Genomic DNA, 16,450 nt, shown 5'->3' on the forward strand with positions numbered 1-16,450 from the left:
CCCGCCAGTGGGCATTACTGCGGGTCAACCGGGGATTCCGTGACGATGATGCCGTCCGAGTCCGCATAGACGTACTCGCCCGGGTTGAACTCCACGCCACCGAAGCGCAGCACAACATCCTTCTCGCCTGCACCGGTCTTTGTGGACTTGCGCGGGTTGGTGCCCAGCGCCTTGCAGCCGAAGTCCATCTCGCCGATGGCCTTGCTGTCGCGGATCGCGGCGTTGACGATCACACCCGCCCAGCCGTTCTTCTGGCCCAGGCCGGCGATGATGTCGCCCACCAGTGCGGTGTGCAGGGACTCCTGGCCATCGATGACCAACACGCCGCCCGGGTTCGGCTCGCTGAGGATGGACTTCAGCAGCGCATTGTCCTGGAAGCAGGACACCGTGGTGATGCGGCCGCAGAACTCGACCTTGCCGCCGAGGTCCTGGAACTGCGTGTCGCAGGACCGGGACTCCGCTCCAATAATGTCAACCAAGTCTGCCGTGGGGATAAAAGTGATCTCGCTCATAGCCTCTAAGCATAGGTGCTGGACCACCCCTGAACAGCAAGGTGCCCCACTTTGGGCGGGCATGTCCGGTCGCCCCGGTAAAGTGGACGGCGCATAAACAAGCGTCGATCCGACACGAGGTTGTAGAAGAGCACATGGCTGCATTTGACTGGTTCTGGCGTGCGATGGGCACGTCGCCGAAGAAGAATCAGAAGAAGTCCCGGGCGGTCGTCGCACAGGCCAACCCTGAGCGCTACACCGGCGCTACTGATGACGAGCTCCGCGCCGCCGCAGCAGACGCGGTCGTCAAGGCAGGGGAGCGGGAGGACGGCCGCATCAAGGACGTCCCGCAGCTGCTCGCCGTCCTCCGGGAGGTCACCCGCCGCACCCTCGGCATCGCCCCCTTCGACGTCCAGCTCCAGGGCACCCTCGCCCTGCTCAACGGGGACGTCGCCGAAATGGCCACCGGTGAGGGCAAAACCCTGACCGGCGCGATGGCCACCATCGGCTACGCACTGCAGGGCAAGCGCGTCCACGTCATCACCGTCAACGGCTTCCTCGCAGCCCGCGACGACGAGTGGATGGGCCCGATGTTCGACTTCTTCGGGCTCACCCACGGCGCCATCCAGGAGGAGTTGACCTCCGAGCAGCGCCGCGAGGTCTACCAGCGGGACATCGTTTTCGGTGCGATCAACGAACTCGGCTTCGACGTCCTCCGCGACCACCTGGCCACCGAACGCTCCGAGGTCGTCCGCACCCCCGCGGACGTCGCCGTCATCGACGAGGCGGACTCCGTACTCGTCGACGAAGCCCTCGTCCCACTCGTCCTCGCGGGTAGCGAGCCGGGCACCGCCCCGGCCGGCCAGATCACCCAGCTGGTCCAGCGGATGGAGGAAAACGAGCACTTCACCATCTCCCCGGACCGCCGCAACGTCTTCCTCACGGACAAGGGATCCGCGTTCGTTGAAAAGGCCCTCGGCATCGACTCCCTGTACTCGGAGGGCAAGGACGGCGAGGACGCCGGCCAGACGCTCGTCCAGGTCAACGTCGCCCTGCACGCCGAGCACCTGCTCATCCGGGACGTCCACTACATCGTCAAGGACGGCTCCGTCGCCCTCATCGATGGTTCGCGGGGCCGCATTGCCGACCTGCAGCGTTGGCCCGATGGCCTGCAGGCCGCGGTGGAGGCCAAGGAGGGGCTGCGCGTCACCGATGGTGGGCGCATCCTCGACCAAATCACCATCCAGGCCCTGATCGGCATGTACCCGACCGTCTGCGGCATGACCGGCACGGCCCTGGCGTCCGGGGACCAGCTGCGCCAGTTCTACGGTCTGCAGGTCTCGGTCATCGACCCGAACGTGCCGACCAAACGCTTCGACGAGGCCGACCGCATCTACGCCACCGACGAGGAACGCGACGCCGCCGTCATCGAACACATCCTCGCAGTTCAGGAGACCGGACAGCCGCAGCTCATCGGCACCCAGGACGTCGCCGCCTCCGAGCGCATCGCCGAGGCGCTTGCGGCTCGTGGCGTGCAGAGCTCGATCCTGAACGCGAAGAACCACGAGGCCGAGGCCGCCGTCATCGCCGAAGCAGGACGCCCCGGCCACGTCACCGTCTCCACTCAGATGGCAGGCCGTGGTACGGATATCAAGCTCGGCGGTAAGGACGAGTCCGCCCGCGATGCCGCCGTCGAGGCCGGGGGACTTCACGTGGTCGGCGTGGGCAGGTTCCGCTCCCAGCGCCTGGATAACCAGCTGCGCGGACGCGCGGGCCGGCAGGGCGACCCTGGTAGCTCGGTCTTCTTCGTCTCCCTGCAGGATGATGTCGTGGAAACCGGCGGTGCCGGGGAGAGCCTGGAAGCCCAGCCGGACGCGAGCGGTCGCCTGGATCAGAAGAAGGTCGCGAACTTCGTCGACCACTGCCAGCGCGTGACCGAAGGCCAGATGCTGGACATCCACGCCACGACCTGGAAGTACAACAAGCTCATCAAGGATCAGCGGGACATTATCGATGCCCGTCGTCAGAAGCTGCTGGACACCGATGCTGCCTGGCAGGAGCTCGCCGAAGCGCAGCCACAGAAGGCCGCCAGCCTGCAGGAGCAGGGCATCGAGCAGACCGTGCTGGAGCAATCGGCCCGGGCGATCATGCTCTTCCACCTGGACCTGGAGTGGAGCGAGCATCTGGCCTACCTGGACGACATCCGGGAGTCCATCCACCTGCGCGCCATCGCCCGGGAATCGCCCATCGACGAGTTCCACCGCATGTCCATCGCCGCTTTCGGTGACTTGGCAGCCCGTGCGGTGAACAAGGCGGAGGACACCTTTGCTGAGGCGGAGTTCACCAGCGAAGGCGTGGACCTGGATGGCCTCGGCCTCCACAAGCCGTCTGCGACCTGGACCTATATGGTCAACGACAACCCGCTCTCCAGCGGTGGCGGTTCGTTGATCGGCTCTGTGGCGCAGATGTTCCGATAGTTATGAACTTGTGAACACAACCGCGGTGACTCTCCATCGCTTGCGGGGTAGTATTGTGTTGTCGTTAGCCAAATACGTTCCAGAGAGGATCTCACTATGAGCCAGAACACCGGTAAGCCGGAGGCATCTGTCGAGACCACATCGGTGTTTCGCGCGGACCTCCTGAAGGAGATGGAGTCCGGCGCCCAGGCCGACGCATCTCCCTCCGGTGTCGAGGGGTTGCCGGAGGGCTCCGCCCTTCTCGTGGTGAAGCGCGGCCCGAACGCCGGTTCCCGCTTCCTCCTCGATCAGGAGACCACCGCCGCTGGCCGTCACCCGGACAGCGACATCTTCTTGGACGACGTCACCGTCTCCCGCCGCCACGCTGAGTTCCGCCGCAACGGTGCGGACTACGAGGTCGTGGACGTCGGCTCCCTGAACGGCACCTACGTCAACCGCGAGCCGAAGAACTCCGCGGTCCTGTCCAACGGTGACGAGATCCAGATCGGCAAGTTCCGCCTCGTGTTCCTGAACGGCGCGAAGGAAAGCTAAAAACCGTGGCGGCACAAGAAGGTAACGCAGCGAAGAAGCTGCTCGAGCAGAACCCGGCGCAGACCGGAGAGAAGGTGCTTCCCACCGCCTCCATCGGCGATGTGCTGAAGCAGCTGAAGCCGGACTTCCCGGACGTGACGGTCTCCAAGATCCGCTTCCTGGAGTCCGAGGGGCTCATCACCCCGCGCCGTAGCCAGTCCGGCTACCGGCGCTTTTCCCCGGAGGATATCCAGCGCCTGCGCTACATCCTGACCCACCAGCGCGATAACTACCTGCCGCTGAAGGTCATCAAGGAGCAGCTTGATGCGATGGACGCCGGAAAGGTCACCCCGGTGTACGCCAAGCGTCAGATCGCCGGCGCGATGTCCGCGGAGCAGTTCCGTTCCTCGGAGCCACGCCGCCTGACCCGCGCGGACCTGACGGCGCGTGCTGGCGTGGAGGATTCCTTCACCGGCAGCCTGATCCGCCTGGGGCTCGTCATGGCCGACCAGTCCGGTTTCTTCAGCGTGGACGACATCGCGATCGTGCAGCTGGCAGACCGGCTCAGCGAGTTCGGCCTCGACGGCCGCCACCTCAAGGCCATGATGACCATCGCGCACCGCCAGCTCGACCTGGTCTCCCGCGTCTCCGATCCGCTGAAGCACGCCCGTGACGAAAACGCGCGCCAGCGCTCCGCGGAAACAGCTCGCGAGGTCTCTGCGCTGTTGCTCTCCCTCAACGCCGCCATCGTGAAGGGCAACCTCGACTAGATTCTCTAGAGCTTTTGGGCCCGCGCCTACTTCCCGCACAGGGGAGGGGCGCGGGCCTTAGTTTTTGGTCGAAGGCGAAGCCGGGGGTGTCCGCAAAAGTTATCTGACACGCGTGTTGTTACACATGTGTCGTTTGTTGTGGATGTTAATGTTAACCTTGAACTTGAACTTAAGGGTTTGCGGTTGACGTGTCCGCCGACCCGGCTATTCTTTAACTAACAAGAGGGGACCGCGTAAGCGGCCACGGTCAGGAGAAGCGAATGGGTACGAACGAAGGCCAGCAGGATGCACTCTTCGATGTGCACGGGCCAGACTATGAGGTGGGCTACCGCGTGCCCATCGCATGCCAGGTCGCAGGTATTACTTACCGCCAGCTCGATTACTGGGCTCGCACCGACCTGGTAAAGCCCTCCATCCGTAACGCCTCCGGCTCCGGTTCCCAGCGCCTGTACTCCTTCCGCGACATCCTCGTGCTGAAGATCGTCAAGGGCCTGCTGGATACCGGCATCTCTCTGCAGAACATCCGCAAGGCAGTCAGCAAGCTGGAGAACCTCGGCGTGGATGACCTCGCCGGCCTGACCCTCGTCTCCGACGGTACGACCGTCTACGAGTGCCGTTCCTCCGAGGAGGTCATCGACCTCCTCAACGGTGGCCAGGGCGTGTTCGGCATCGCCGTTCCAGGCCTGATGAAGGAGCTGAGCGGCGACATCACGAGCTTCCCATCGGAGAAGATTTCCCAGGACCCGGCGATCGACGAGCTCGCAGAGCGTCGCCGCCGCCGTCGCCTGGCCTAAGCCCCAGCCTTTCGCGAAACTTTAAGCCTCGCTGCCCCCCTGACCGCAGCGGGGCTTAAAGAATTTCCTTCAATACCCCGTCCACGGCCTTCGCGTCGCGGGCGGGGTAGAACTTTCCACCCGTCGCCTCCGCGATCTGCGCGAGCTCGTCTGCGGAAACATCGCCACCGATACCCACGATGTCCACCCGCACCTGCGGGTTGGCCGCCGCCAGCTGGGCCTTCAGCTGCTCGACGGAGAGCTCGTCCTGGTTCTTACCGGCCAGCACCACGACCATGCGGCCCGTTGGCTTCTCCGCGCCCGCCGCTGCAGCGGAATCCACCGCCGCCTTGTGAGCGGCCGAGATGGAAACGTTCGCGTGGTTGCCACCGCCCACATTCAGCTGATCCAGCACCGCACCGGCGGCCGCCCCACCATCGCGTGCCGAAAGGTCAACGTTCACGCGGTAGGGAGTACGTGCCCCGGGGGAGAGCTGCGAAGAATAGTTCCACAGGCTCACCGCCCCCTCGTTCTCGCCAACTCGCTGGAAGGCAGAGTGCAGTGCACCTCGCACCACGTCGAGGCGGCGCGCATCGCCCTCGACGACACCCATCGCGTCGGAGGTATCCAGCAGGAAGGTGACGTCCGTGCCACGAGCCAGCGCCGGCTTCTTTGCCTTATCCTCGTCCTTTTTGGAGCCCTTAGCCTTCTCGTCCTCGCCGCTTTTCGCGTCCTTAGCGCCCTCGCCCTTGCTACCGGTCAGCGCGGCAACCTCGGTGGTCGGCAGCTTCTGCTCCTCAACCGCGAAGCTGGTGAAGTCTGAAGCCGCACGCTGGCCAAGCTCCGGCACCCGGTCGCCGGCCTCAAGGCGGAGCACCGGTCGGGCTGGATCGCCGACCGTCGGGGCCTTGCTACCAGCCACCCGCACGCCGTGATCCTTCGCGGCCGGAAGGACTGCCGCGGCGTCCTCCGCAACCCACGCTGCAGGGACCTCAGAGTCCAGCTTGGACAGGCCGTCGCGGTCCGCGACCTCGGAGACAGCGGCGGTGACGCAGTGATCGGCGACGACCCGGTCGGCGTCGTTATACGCGTTTGCGAGGTCCTCTGCCGCCGACTTGGCCTTAGGGGCGGCCCAGACGCTCAGTTCGTAGTCGCCCTCCGCGCACTCCTCGGAGGCCACCGTCTCCTGGTTATTCTTCGACACCGCTGACCAGCCGATGATCAGTGCGGTGACCAGCACGACCGCGATCAACACGGCCCAGACCCACCCGGCGACCTTGAAGTTATTCTCACCATTCGCGTGACGCGCCATCGACCCTCCAAAAATCGTGTTCAACCCTTCAGTTTAGTGCAGCCCGGTGCACCCCAGCCGTCGATCACATGCCCGGCGCGTTCTGCGTCGGCTGCCGGGGTTGGTCCTCGTGGCTGAGCAGCAGATCCAGAAGCTCCAGCAGCTCGCCGCGCAGCTCCTGGGCCCTGGTCGTCAGCTCTCGCTGGCGGCGGACGTACTCCGCCTTTCCCTCGGCCATCTCGATGCGCACCGGCTCGAAACCCCATTCCCGCAGGTCATAGGGGCTGGCCTCCATGTCCAGCTGCCGGAAATCCCGCGCTAGCTCGAAGCAATCCACCCACAGCTCGCCCGGCACCACCGGACCCAGCTTGGTCGCCCACTTGTACAAGTCCATGCCCGCGTGCAGGCAGCCCGGCTGTTCAAAGAGCTCCTGGCTTTCCCTGGTGAGCTGATTCGCATTCATCGGTGCGGAAGAAGAGGTGAAGAACCGGAAGGCGTCGAAGTGCGTGCACTTCAGCTCGTGGCATTCCACGACCTCGTTGGTGCCAGCCGCACCCAGCCGAAGCGGCTCCGGGTGCCGCGGGGCATCCCGGTAGACCATGGCCCACTCGTGCAGCCCGAAGCAGCTTAAGACCGCGGGCCGGGCAGCCGTCGCCGCGAGCAGCCGCCGGATGAACCGGGCGGTCCCGCCCCGGCGCGCCAGAAACGCTGCTGGATCCAGCACCCAGGTATTCCCAACGCGGTGGTAGAAGTCCTTAACCTGCGGCAGCCCCTCCACCGGTTCGTCTGGGCGGATCTCCAGGGCCGTGCCCAGCCCCGGGTGCCACTTCTTCAGCTTTCCAGGGGTTACCGGGTAGTAGCTGAACAGGAAGTCCCACACCGGGTGGCGTTCGCCCTGCTTGCGGCGCGCCTGGTGTGCCTCGGTCAGCGACTCCACTCGCTGCTGGTGGGCAGCCTCGCGGGCGTGCCACTCACCCCAGCCCAGGACACGCTCGGCCGGGCGGGTGGGGGATAGCTGCGTATCAGTAGCCATGCAAGCCTTCGCTGCCTCCTCTTCTCTACGGGGAACTAGTGCTTTTAGTCGTGGGTCCAGTCGCGGACCGTGCCCACGAGTTCCTCAATAATGTCCTCGAGCATGACCAGGCCGATGGTGCGTCCGTTCTCCACCACCGCGGCGACGTGCGAGGAGTTCACGCGCATCGCGCGCATCGCCAGGTCGAAGTTCTGGGTGCTCGTCACGGTGATCAACGGGCGGATAGGGACGGCGACGTCGCGGTCTGCAAGGAAATCATCCAGGGCGTCCTTGACGTGCACGTAGCCCAACCAGGTGCCGTTCGAATCGGCGACAGGGAAGCGGGAGAAACCCGTCTCCACCACCGCGTGGTGCACCTCCATGACCGTCGGGCCGGACGTCCCGAACGGCAGGGCGTAGACGTCCTCACGGGGGATGAGAACCTCGCCCATCGCGCGGCGGGAACTAGCCAGGGCGTTGGAGATGCGGTCCGCCTCGTCGGCGGCGATCAGGCCCTCGGAACGGGACTCCGCGATCATGTTCGCCAACTCATGCGGCGAGACGGTGGAATCCAGCTCGTCCTTCTGTTCAACACCGAGTGCATGGAGCACGGTTCGTGCGATCCAGTTCAGCACGACCATGATCGGGTGCGTCACCTTAACGAACGCCAGGTGCGGCAGAACCAGGTACGTGCCGACAGTCTCAGGGCCGGCGAGCGCGATATTCTTCGGCACCATCTCGCCCAGCACGATGTGCAGCATCGTGATCAACAGCAGCGCAATGGTAAAGCCAATCGGGTGGACGAAACTCTCCGGCAGCCCCAGGGCCGCCAGCGGGGCCTCGATGAGGTGGGCTATCGCCGGCTCGCCGATCATGCCCAGCAGGACGGAGGCGATGGTGATACCGAACTGCGCGCCCGCCAGCATGATGGTCAGGTGTTCAACGGCGTAACGGACCTTCTTCGCCCGCTGGTTGCCCGAGGCGATCATCGAGTCCAGGCGGTCCTTACGGGAGGAGATCAGCGCGAACTCCACCGCCACGAAGAAGGCGTTGACCAGGATCAGAAAAGCGGCAAGAAGAATGCCCCACAGATCACCCATTAGTTTTCACCCTCCTCATCGATGTACTCGGCGGCCTGTTCCTCGGTGATCGGGCTCAGGATCACCCGATCGACGCGGTGCTCATCCATCGACACCACGCGCGCCAACCAGCGGTTGTTCAGCCCGCTTTCAAACGAGTCCCGGAGTTCCCGCTCGGAGCGGGGGAGGACCACCTGGTCGCCCTCCAGCGGTACCCTGCCCAGGGCGGACATCACGAGCCCACCGAGGGTCTCGTAGGGGCCGTCTGGGGCGGTGTAGCCGACCTCTTCGAAAATCTCGTCGGTACGGACCAGGCCGGACATCTCCCACATCTGCCCGGTGCGGCGGACCTCGGCGTCCTCGTCCTTATCGTCGTACTCATCCCAGACCTCGCCGACGATTTCCTCGACGACGTCCTCGATGGTGATGATGCCGGAGGTGCCGCCGTACTCGTCCGCGACGAGGATGAGCTGCGAACCGGCGGATCGCACGCTCTGCAGGACGGCCTCCCCGCCCAGGCTTTCCGGAACGGTGGGGACGGGGCGGGCGAGGCGTTTGACGGTGGTCGTCGCCAGCCGCTCCGGCTGCAGCGCGACCGCGTCCTTGACGTGCACGACGCCGATCGTGTCGTCCAAATCGCCACGGGTAACGGGGAAACGGGAGTGGCCGGTCTCCATGGCGAGCAGGATCAGCTTGTCCGCGGTGTCCTCCTCATCCAGCGACTCGACGGTGGAACGCGGCGTCATGATGTCGTCGGCGGAAATGTCCCGGAATCGCAGGGAACGGTCCAGGATCTGTGCTTTGGCCTGCGTGAACTCGCCGGTGCCGGCGGAGGACTTCACGATGGCGGCCAGCTCCTTCGGGCTACGGGCGCTCGCAAGCTCATCGGCCGGTTCGATGCCGAAGCGGTGCAGTACAAAGTTGGCGAGGTTGTTCAGCCAAGAGATGAAACCACGGAAGAACTGGTTGAAAGCCCACACCGGGCGGATCGCGAAGCGCGCAACCTTGATCGGGTCGGTGATCGCCAAGTTCTTCGGCACCAGCTCGCCGAAGATCATGGAGAGGGCCGTGGCCAGGATGACGGCGAGGGTCAGCGCGATCGCCATCGAGGCGGAGTGCGGGATGCCGAATAGATCCAGCATCGGGGTGAAGAACTTCGCCAGGATCGGCTCGGCGAGGAAGCCGGTAGCCAGGGTCGTGATCGTGATGCCCAGCTGCGCGCCGGAGAGCATCAGGGAGAGCTCGCCGTGAGCCTTTTGGATCAGGCGTGCCGGGCCGTCGTTCTTGTCCTTGACGTGCTGGTCAATGGTCGATCTTTCGAGACCGGTGATGGCGAACTCGATCCCGACGAACAGCCCGGTACCCGCGGTCAGCGCAATGAAGCCCGCGAGGCCGAGGATGCTCAGCAGTATGTCCATATTCTTGAGAAGTTGTCCTTGGCGAGGAGTGAGTGGGTGGTGGGTTGTGCGTGCTCCGGCGGACCGGGACGGTGGTGGCTATTCACGGAGAATCCGGCGGACGAGCCTGGTGGACTCGACCTTCTCGTAGCCCAGGTTAGCGGCCCGCATCATGGTCGAAACGTCGCGAACCTGGTCGGGGAAGGCAAGCAGGGCGACCGTGCCGGACGCACCCGCGCGGCCCGTACGGCCCGAGCGGTGTACGAGCGCCTTGGGATCGCGCGGCGGGTCGATGTGCACGACGGCGCGCACTCCCGGCACATCGATTCCCCGGGCGGCGATGTCGGTGGCGACAAGCACCCGCACCTTACCCTCGCGGAAGTCCGCGAGCGCGCGCTGGCGGGACTGATGGCCGCGATTGCCGTGCAGGGCGGAGACCTTGACCCCGCCCGCGGAGAGGTACTTCGCCCAGCGCGTCACCGCGTGAGTGGTGCGCACGAAGAAAATCACGCGCGGCACCTTGCGGGCGATCGCGCGGACCGCCGCCTGGCGCTGGCCGTTATCAGCGACCTCGCTGAGGAGGAACTCCACCGGGGAGTCCGCGCCCTTGGTGGGGCGTGGGGTTGGTCGAGCCGCCGTGGCTCGTGCGCCTGCCGCGTCCCGGTCATCTGCGCCTCCGGCGTCGGTGGCGGCGATGCGCGGAGCAACTGGCGGGGCGGAGCGTGCGCCTGCGGCCTCGATGCGGACTGGGTTGCGAGTCCAGCCCTCAGCCAGGGCCGCGACCTCGCCGTCCAAGGTCGCGGAGAAGAGCAGCCGCTGGCTGCCTTGCGGAGTGCGTTCGAGAATTGCCTGCACTTGGGGAAGGAATCCCAGGTCTGCCATGTGATCGGCCTCGTCCACGACCGTGACGGCGCAGTGCTCTAGGGAGATCGCACGCCGCTCAATGAGGTCATTCAGCCGACCCGGGGTGGCCACGACGATATCCACCGTGCGGGCCAGGGAGGTGAGATTGGCTCGCACCTTCACCCCGCCCACCAGGACCAGCGCACGCAGGCCCAGAGCTGCGGCATGCGGGTCCAGGTTTTCGAAGACCTGCTCAGCGAGCTCGCGGGTGGGGCAGAGCACCATACCCCTAGGATTGCTCGGCCGGGTCGCGCGCGGCAGATCCCCGGAACTCAACCGGGCCAGCATGGGAAGCCCGAAGGCGAGCGTTTTTCCCGAACCAGTCGGAGCGCTGGCCAGCACGTCCTTGCCCTCAACGGCGGAGGGGATCACGCTGGCCTGGATGGGAAAGGCTTCACGCAGCCCCGTGCGCTGCAGGGACTGGGCGAGCGCCACTGGTAGCCCGAGCGATCGAAACTCGGGCTGGGAAGACGGTGGCTCGGGGTCAGGCGACGGCACTTAAGCCTCGACCTCGCTGCGGTCGCCGGACCAGAGGGTGTGGAAGGCGCCAGGCTTGTCCACGCGGCCGTAGGTGTGGGCGCCGAAGAAATCCCGCTGGCCCTGAATCAGCGCGGCCGGCAGGCGCTGGGCGCGTAGGGAGTCGTAGTAGGAAAGAGAGGAGGCAAACACTGGAACCGGGTGCCCCTGCGCGGTCGCGGTCCCGACGACGCGGCGCCACGAATCCACCAGGCCAGACATCTGCTCCAGGAAGTACTCGTCCAGCAGCAGGGACGGCAGCTGCGGGTTGGCCTCGTAGGCATCGACAATGCGGTTGAGGAAGCGGGCGCGGATGATGCAGCCACCGCGCCAGATTCGGGCCAGGTCCCGGGGGTCGACGTCCCAACCGTATTCCTGCGAACCGGCGAGGATCTGGTCGAAGCCCTGGGCGTAGGCAACCATCTTCGACGCGTACAGCGCACGGCGGACGTCCTCGATGAAATCCTCCCGCTGGGCGGCGTCCACTGGGGCAGCAAGCTCACCGGAAGCGAGCTTGCCCTGGGCGGCCTGGCGGGCAGGGCCATCAGAGGAGAGCGCGCGGGCAAAGACTGCCTCGCCGATACCGGTGACCGGGATGCCCAGGTCGCAAGCGGACTTCACGGTCCAGCGCCCCGTGCCTTTCTGGCCGGCTGCGTCCACGATGATGTCCACCAGCGGCTTGCCGGTTTCAGCATCGACCTGCGCCAGGACTTCCGCGGTGATCTCCACGAGGTAGGACTCCAGCTCGCCGGTGTTCCACTCGCGGAAGACCTCGGAGATCTCCTTCGGGCTCAGCCCCGCCCCGTAGCGCAGCAGGTGGTAAGCCTCGCCGATGACCTGCATATCCGCGTACTCGATGCCGTTGTGGACCATCTTGACGAAGTGGCCGGCGCCGTCCGGGCCGATGTGGGCGCAGCACGGCTCGCCATCAACCTTCGCGGAAATGGACTCCAGCAGCGGGCCCAGGGACTCGTAGGCCTCGGCGGTTCCGCCCGGCATGATCGCCGGGCCGTTCAGGGCGCCCTCCTCGCCACCGGAGATACCGGTGCCGACGAAGTGCAGGCCGCGCGCAGAGATCTCTTTCTCGCGGCGGATCGTGTCCGTGTACAGGGCGTTGCCACCATCGATGATGATGTCGCCCGGGTCCATGAGCTCGGCGAGCTGCTCGATCATGGCATCGGTGGCGGGGCCGGCCTGCACCATAATCAGCGCGCGGCGCGGCTTTTCGAGGGAAGCCACGAAGGCCTCCAAGGTCTCGGCTGGGATGAAAGAACCCTGCTCGCCGAAGTTCTCCATGAAGCCCTCGGTGCGGGCGAAAGTGCGGTTGAAAACCGCCACGGTGTGGCCGTGATTCGCGAAGTTGCGGGCGATATTGGACCCCATCACCGCCAGGCCGATCACGCCGATCTGGGCGAGCTCGCCATCTGGTGCGCCTGCGGGTGCCTGATTCGAGGAAAGATTCGGTGCCGAAGGTTTACTCATGATTTCCCAGTTTACCCCGACACTTCGTGGTTAATCTATTGACATGAACGAACACGTGAAGACCATGCTGGAGCTCAGCAGCACTGCCGGCCAGCGTAAGCTCACCGGCGAAGAGCTTGACACGCTCAATGGAATTATGACCGCAACCAACGGGCTGGAAGAGACACTGGGTGTTCGCTACACCGAGGTAGCACCTCATTCCCTCACCCTGCGCCTCGAGGTGCAACCGATTCACCTGCAGCCTTGGGGGATCACCAACGGAGGCATCTACGCCACGCTGGGGGAGACCGCAGCCAGCATGGCCAGCTTCGTCGCCGCGGGCGCCGGGCCGATCGTCGTCGGAACGAACAACAATACGGACTTCCTGCGGCCATCGAAGGTCGGCGACGTCATCGTCTCCACCGCGACCGCTGAGCACCTGGGGTCGACCTCCCACCTGTGGCGCGTCGAGCACCGCAATGAGGAGACCGGCAAGATGCTGGCACTGACCATGTTGAAGACCGCCGTGATGAATAAGTGAGTTAACGCCAAGCAAAAATCCCCGGCCGCCCACCACGAAGGTGGGGCCGGGGATCGAGCTTTTCTAGCGCCCTCGGGCGCCAGCGCGGGAACTAGTCGGCGTCAGCCGGGGTGTCGCGTCCCTCGCCGAACTTGAGGTTATCGCGCACCTCGAGGGAGCGGATGCCCTTCTCGTCCTCCAGCTTGCGCAGCTTGTTCAGCGCGTTGCGGGCGTGCAGCTGCTGACGGGTAGCAACCAGCTGCCAGCGGCGACGGGACACGGAGTTCAGGCCCCAGCTGAACGCGGCGATCGCGCGGTTGCGGAAGCCGACCAGGTACAGCAGGTGCAGGGCCAGCCACATCAGCCAACCGATGAAGCCCGAGACCTCGGCCTTGTTGATCTTCACCACAGCGTTGAAGCGGGAGACGATCGCCATCGAGCCCTTGTCGAAGTAGTCGAACGGAGCGCGAGCCTCCGGGCTGGTGCCATTCTCGATCTCGTCGATGATGGTCTTCGCAGCGTACTGACCACCCTGCATAGCGACCTGCGCCACGCCCGGCAGGCCGTTGAGGTTGATCATGTCGCCGATGAGGAAGACGTTCTTGTGCTCACCCAGGGTCAGGTCCTCGTTGACCATGACGCGACCCGCGCGGTCGGACTCCACACCAGCCTGGTCGGCGACGTGCTTGCCCAGCGGGGAAGCGGCCACACCGGCGGACCAGATCTTGGCGTAGCTCGGGATCGAGGACTCCTCGCCCGTCTTCATGTTCTTGTAGGTCACGCCCTCACGGTCCACGTTGGTGACCAGGGAGTTCAGGACGACCTCGACGCCAAGATCCTCAAGCTTGCGGCGAGCCTTGCGGCCCAGGCGCTTGCCGAACGGAGGCAGAACCTGCGGGCCACCGTCGATGAGGATGATGCGGGCGTCGTTGGTGTCAACCTCGCGGAACTCCTTGGCGAGGGTGCGGTGCGCCATCTCAGCCAGCTGACCAGCCAGCTCCACGCCGGTCGGGCCCGCGCCGACGACGACGAAGTTCAGCAGGCGGCGGCGCTCCTCCGGGTCAGTGGTGATCTCGGCGCGCTCGAAGGCGCCGGTGACGCGGGCACGGATCTCCAGCGCGTCGTCGACGGACTTCATGCCCGGCGCGAACTCGGCGAAGTGGTCATTACCGAAGTAGGACTGTGCAGCGCCCGCAGCGAGGATCAGGGAGTCGTACTCGATGACAGCTTCCTTGCCGCCCAGGTCCGCGGTGACGTTCTGGCCGTCGATGTCGATGTTGCGGACCTCGCCCTTGATCACGCGGATGTTCTCGTCGTCAGCCATCAGCTGGCGGATGGAAGGTGCGATCTCACCTTCAGACAGGATACCGGTCGCGACCTGGTACAGCAGTGGCTGGAACAGGTGGTGGTTGGTGCGGTCGATGATGGTGACCGCGATGTCCTTGCCCTTGAACTTCTTTGCCGCGAACAGACCGCCGAAACCGCCGCCGATGATGACGACGTGGTGGCGCTTACCTGCTGGACCAAGGGAGTTGGTGGTCATAAGAAACTAATGCTCCTCAGCACAATATTTTTGGTTTTTGTATTCAAGTTCTCGCTGATATACGGACCCTGTGAGATCCTCACGAAACGTGCTTCAACAATCCTAATGCTTAAGGCCTTCTAAAGCACTTCCGGGATCCACCTGATGTGGGTTGCTTCCTGAGTGTTAATACCCCGTTTGGGGCGCAATATCGGCTAACTTTAGGGATAACTTCACCGCGAATGGCCGAGTCGGCCCCGCGAGCACCGGGAGAGGAGTGTCTGATAGTTCCCGTGGAACGTTTCTCTCTCGACCCCTATATCGACCCCGAGCGGTGGCCGCACCTCGCTGAGCTGCCCCGCGGCCGGTTCCTCGGCAAGCGATCCGAGGCCTTTCGCGAGCGGTTGGAAGAGCTATTGGACGATGAGGGTGTCTCCTTCGACTCCAAGGACGAGACCTACCTCGAGGTGCGAGACGGGCTCATGCTCGACCGGGTGGTTGCCCAAGGCTGGCTGGGGCTTGCGGAAAGCTACCTGATCGGGGAGTGGCGGGCCGAGCCCCTGGTCAAGGTGCTGGAAGTTCTCCTTCGCCAGCCCCTCGAAGCGCCGATGAATACCTTGCTGGCTGGGATCAGCCCACGAAAGCCGCGCCACGATTTTGGTTCGGTGCGCGCCGGCGAGCTGCCCGATGGTCTCGTGGAGCTGTACGCGGGAGCCACCCGTGCCACCGCCACCGCGCTGTTTGCCTCGGCCGCCCGCACCACGGAAACCGTTCAGGTTGACCGCAGGACCGGAGAGACCCTGGTGGACGATGAGGAGAAACCCGCCCCCCGCGGTGTGGCGGGCCTGACCAGCGGCGTGCGCCGCCGCCTCAGCAGGCCGGAGGAGCCCGTCAGCCTCGATGAAACCTGGTACCTCGAGCCCGCCGACGTGCAGCGCCAGGACCTCAACTCCGGGCAGCTGCGCCGCATCAACCTGATGCTGGACGAGGCGAATGTTGGCCCGGGTGACCGCGTCCTCGAGCTCTCGAGTTCCGGCGGGCAGCTGGCGATCCTCGCTGCCCAGCGTGGCGCGTCGGTGAGCGTGCTGACCTCCGATGAGGAGCACGCCGAGGTGGTTCGCTCCCGCGTGCGTCAAGCCGGCGTGGCCGGTGGCGTGCGGGTGGAGCTGATCAGCGGTCCAGTGCCCTCGCCACGGCAGTGGGCAGGCGAATATGACGCCATCTTCTCCACCGAGCGGCTGGAAACCCTGGGGCGAGGTGGCCTTGGGCACTTCTTCCGGGCCGTGGATAGGCTCCTCGCGGACGGGGGCGTGGCCGTGGTGCAGACCCTGGTCGCCACCCCGCAGATGCGCGATACCGCGCGGGAATCCCTCGACGTGGTGCGTGGCTACATCTGGCCCGCGCTGGAATACTCGCCGGCGGCACTGATCCGCCAGCACATCTTCGCCGCCGGGCTGGACGTCGTCGCCGAAAATCACCTGGGGCCGCACCTCGCGGCGACCCTGCCGATGTGGCGTGCCCACTTCGCTTCCCGCGAGCGACAGGCTGCTGCCGCGGGCTTCGACGCGATCTATCGCCGCCTCTGGGACTTCCAGCTCGCGTTGCACGAGGCGCTCGTGGACGCCGGCGACATCGACTGCATGCAGTTCGTTATTCGCCACCGCCATTAGCGTGAGGCGGGGGTCGGTCGTGCGAGGGGTTGATGGAAATTTCGCAATTCACGCACAC

14 protein-coding genes are annotated in these 16,450 nt (G+C 65.3%); 6 read left to right on the forward strand and 8 right to left on the reverse strand.

The features are described from left to right. Positions 1 to 14: 14 nt before the first annotated feature. Positions 15 to 512: a ribonuclease E activity regulator RraA gene (gene rraA / locus QP997_RS00145; RefSeq protein WP_148811890.1), complete on the reverse strand. Its 498-nt coding sequence runs from the start codon at positions 510 to 512 to the stop codon at positions 15 to 17. Positions 513 to 646: 134 nt separating this feature from the next. On the opposite strand from rraA, the gene secA2 reads away from it, so the two are divergent. The 4 genes from secA2 (at position 647) to QP997_RS00165 (ending at position 5,042) form a co-directional block, all read left to right on the forward strand. Further along, positions 647 to 2,968: an accessory Sec system translocase SecA2 gene (gene secA2, locus QP997_RS00150; protein WP_284845849.1), complete on the forward strand. Its 2,322-nt coding sequence runs from the start codon at positions 647 to 649 to the stop codon at positions 2,966 to 2,968. Positions 2,969 to 3,064: 96 nt separating this feature from the next. Next, entirely contained in the window at positions 3,065 to 3,499 is a 435-nt protein-coding gene (gene odhI, locus QP997_RS00155; protein ID WP_070759131.1) for an oxoglutarate dehydrogenase inhibitor Odhl, read from the forward strand. A gap of 5 nt (positions 3,500 to 3,504) precedes the next feature. Then, on the forward strand, positions 3,505 to 4,248 hold the full coding sequence (gene ftsR, locus QP997_RS00160; protein ID WP_284845850.1) for a transcriptional regulator FtsR: 744 nt from the start codon (positions 3,505 to 3,507) through the stop codon (positions 4,246 to 4,248). A gap of 260 nt (positions 4,249 to 4,508) precedes the next feature. Next, positions 4,509 to 5,042: a MerR family transcriptional regulator gene (locus QP997_RS00165; RefSeq protein ID WP_070759129.1), complete on the forward strand. Its 534-nt coding sequence runs from the start codon at positions 4,509 to 4,511 to the stop codon at positions 5,040 to 5,042. Positions 5,043 to 5,097: 55 nt separating this feature from the next. Here the strand turns inward: QP997_RS00165 and QP997_RS00170 are convergent, their stop codons facing one another. From QP997_RS00170 to gnd, 6 genes are all read right to left on the reverse strand, one after another. After that, positions 5,098 to 6,333, reverse strand: coding sequence for a vWA domain-containing protein (locus QP997_RS00170; protein WP_284845851.1), 1,236 nt, complete (start codon positions 6,331 to 6,333; stop codon positions 5,098 to 5,100). Between the two features lie 64 nt (positions 6,334 to 6,397). After that, on the reverse strand, positions 6,398 to 7,345 hold the full coding sequence (locus QP997_RS00175) for a 3-methyladenine DNA glycosylase (protein ID WP_284845852.1): 948 nt from the start codon (positions 7,343 to 7,345) through the stop codon (positions 6,398 to 6,400). 44 nt (positions 7,346 to 7,389) lie between these two features. Beyond that, entirely contained in the window at positions 7,390 to 8,424 is a 1,035-nt protein-coding gene (locus QP997_RS00180) for a hemolysin family protein (protein ID WP_070759126.1), read from the reverse strand. Continuing rightward, positions 8,424 to 9,821, reverse strand: coding sequence for a hemolysin family protein (locus QP997_RS00185; protein ID WP_284845853.1), 1,398 nt, complete (start codon positions 9,819 to 9,821; stop codon positions 8,424 to 8,426). The genes QP997_RS00180 and QP997_RS00185 overlap by 1 nt, the downstream gene beginning before the upstream one ends. A 78-nt stretch (positions 9,822 to 9,899) precedes the next feature. Next, on the reverse strand, positions 9,900 to 11,138 hold the full coding sequence (locus QP997_RS00190) for a DEAD/DEAH box helicase (protein ID WP_284845854.1): 1,239 nt from the start codon (positions 11,136 to 11,138) through the stop codon (positions 9,900 to 9,902). Between the two features lie 63 nt (positions 11,139 to 11,201). Next, on the reverse strand, positions 11,202 to 12,701 hold the full coding sequence (gnd, locus tag QP997_RS00195) for an NADP-dependent phosphogluconate dehydrogenase (RefSeq protein WP_284845855.1): 1,500 nt from the start codon (positions 12,699 to 12,701) through the stop codon (positions 11,202 to 11,204). Positions 12,702 to 12,744: 43 nt separating this feature from the next. Between gnd and QP997_RS00200 the strand changes: the two genes are divergently transcribed. Then, the gene (locus tag QP997_RS00200) at positions 12,745 to 13,221 is read left to right on the forward strand and encodes a PaaI family thioesterase (protein ID WP_284845856.1); all 477 of its coding nucleotides are present in this window, start codon (positions 12,745 to 12,747) and stop codon (positions 13,219 to 13,221) included. A gap of 91 nt (positions 13,222 to 13,312) precedes the next feature. Here the strand turns inward: QP997_RS00200 and QP997_RS00205 are convergent, their stop codons facing one another. Further along, on the reverse strand, positions 13,313 to 14,743 hold the full coding sequence (locus QP997_RS00205) for an NAD(P)/FAD-dependent oxidoreductase (protein WP_012360311.1): 1,431 nt from the start codon (positions 14,741 to 14,743) through the stop codon (positions 13,313 to 13,315). Between the two features lie 146 nt (positions 14,744 to 14,889). Here QP997_RS00205 and QP997_RS00210 point away from each other — a divergent pair, with 146 nt between their 5' ends. Next, positions 14,890 to 16,392 (forward strand): class I SAM-dependent methyltransferase, encoded by a 1,503-nt coding sequence (locus QP997_RS00210; protein WP_284845857.1) that lies wholly within the window; start codon positions 14,890 to 14,892, stop codon positions 16,390 to 16,392. Positions 16,393 to 16,450: the final 58 nt, after the last annotated feature.

The sequence above is a fragment of the Corynebacterium sp. MSK039 genome (assembly GCF_030232315.1).
Taxonomy (GTDB): Bacteria; Actinomycetota; Actinomycetes; order Mycobacteriales; family Mycobacteriaceae; genus Corynebacterium.

Bases quoted from the DNA above. Each gene is read 5' to 3' on its own strand.
- rraA (WP_148811890.1), bottom strand. From the start codon at position 512: ATGAGCGAGATCACTTTTATCCCCACGGCAGACTTGGTTGACATTATT.
- secA2 (WP_284845849.1), top strand. From the start codon at position 647: ATGGCTGCATTTGACTGGTTCTGGCGTGCGATGGGCACGTCGCCGAAG.
- odhI (WP_070759131.1), top strand. From the start codon at position 3,065: ATGAGCCAGAACACCGGTAAGCCGGAGGCATCTGTCGAGACCACATCG.
- QP997_RS00165 (WP_070759129.1), top strand. From the start codon at position 4,509: ATGGGTACGAACGAAGGCCAGCAGGATGCACTCTTCGATGTGCACGGG.
- QP997_RS00170 (WP_284845851.1), bottom strand. From the start codon at position 6,333: ATGGCGCGTCACGCGAATGGTGAGAATAACTTCAAGGTCGCCGGGTGG.
- QP997_RS00175 (WP_284845852.1), bottom strand. From the start codon at position 7,345: ATGGCTACTGATACGCAGCTATCCCCCACCCGCCCGGCCGAGCGTGTC.
- QP997_RS00180 (WP_070759126.1), bottom strand. From the start codon at position 8,424: ATGGGTGATCTGTGGGGCATTCTTCTTGCCGCTTTTCTGATCCTGGTC.
- QP997_RS00185 (WP_284845853.1), bottom strand. From the start codon at position 9,821: ATGGACATACTGCTGAGCATCCTCGGCCTCGCGGGCTTCATTGCGCTG.
- gnd (WP_284845855.1), bottom strand. From the start codon at position 12,701: ATGAGTAAACCTTCGGCACCGAATCTTTCCTCGAATCAGGCACCCGCA.
- QP997_RS00200 (WP_284845856.1), top strand. From the start codon at position 12,745: ATGAACGAACACGTGAAGACCATGCTGGAGCTCAGCAGCACTGCCGGC.
- QP997_RS00205 (WP_012360311.1), bottom strand. From the start codon at position 14,743: ATGACCACCAACTCCCTTGGTCCAGCAGGTAAGCGCCACCACGTCGTC.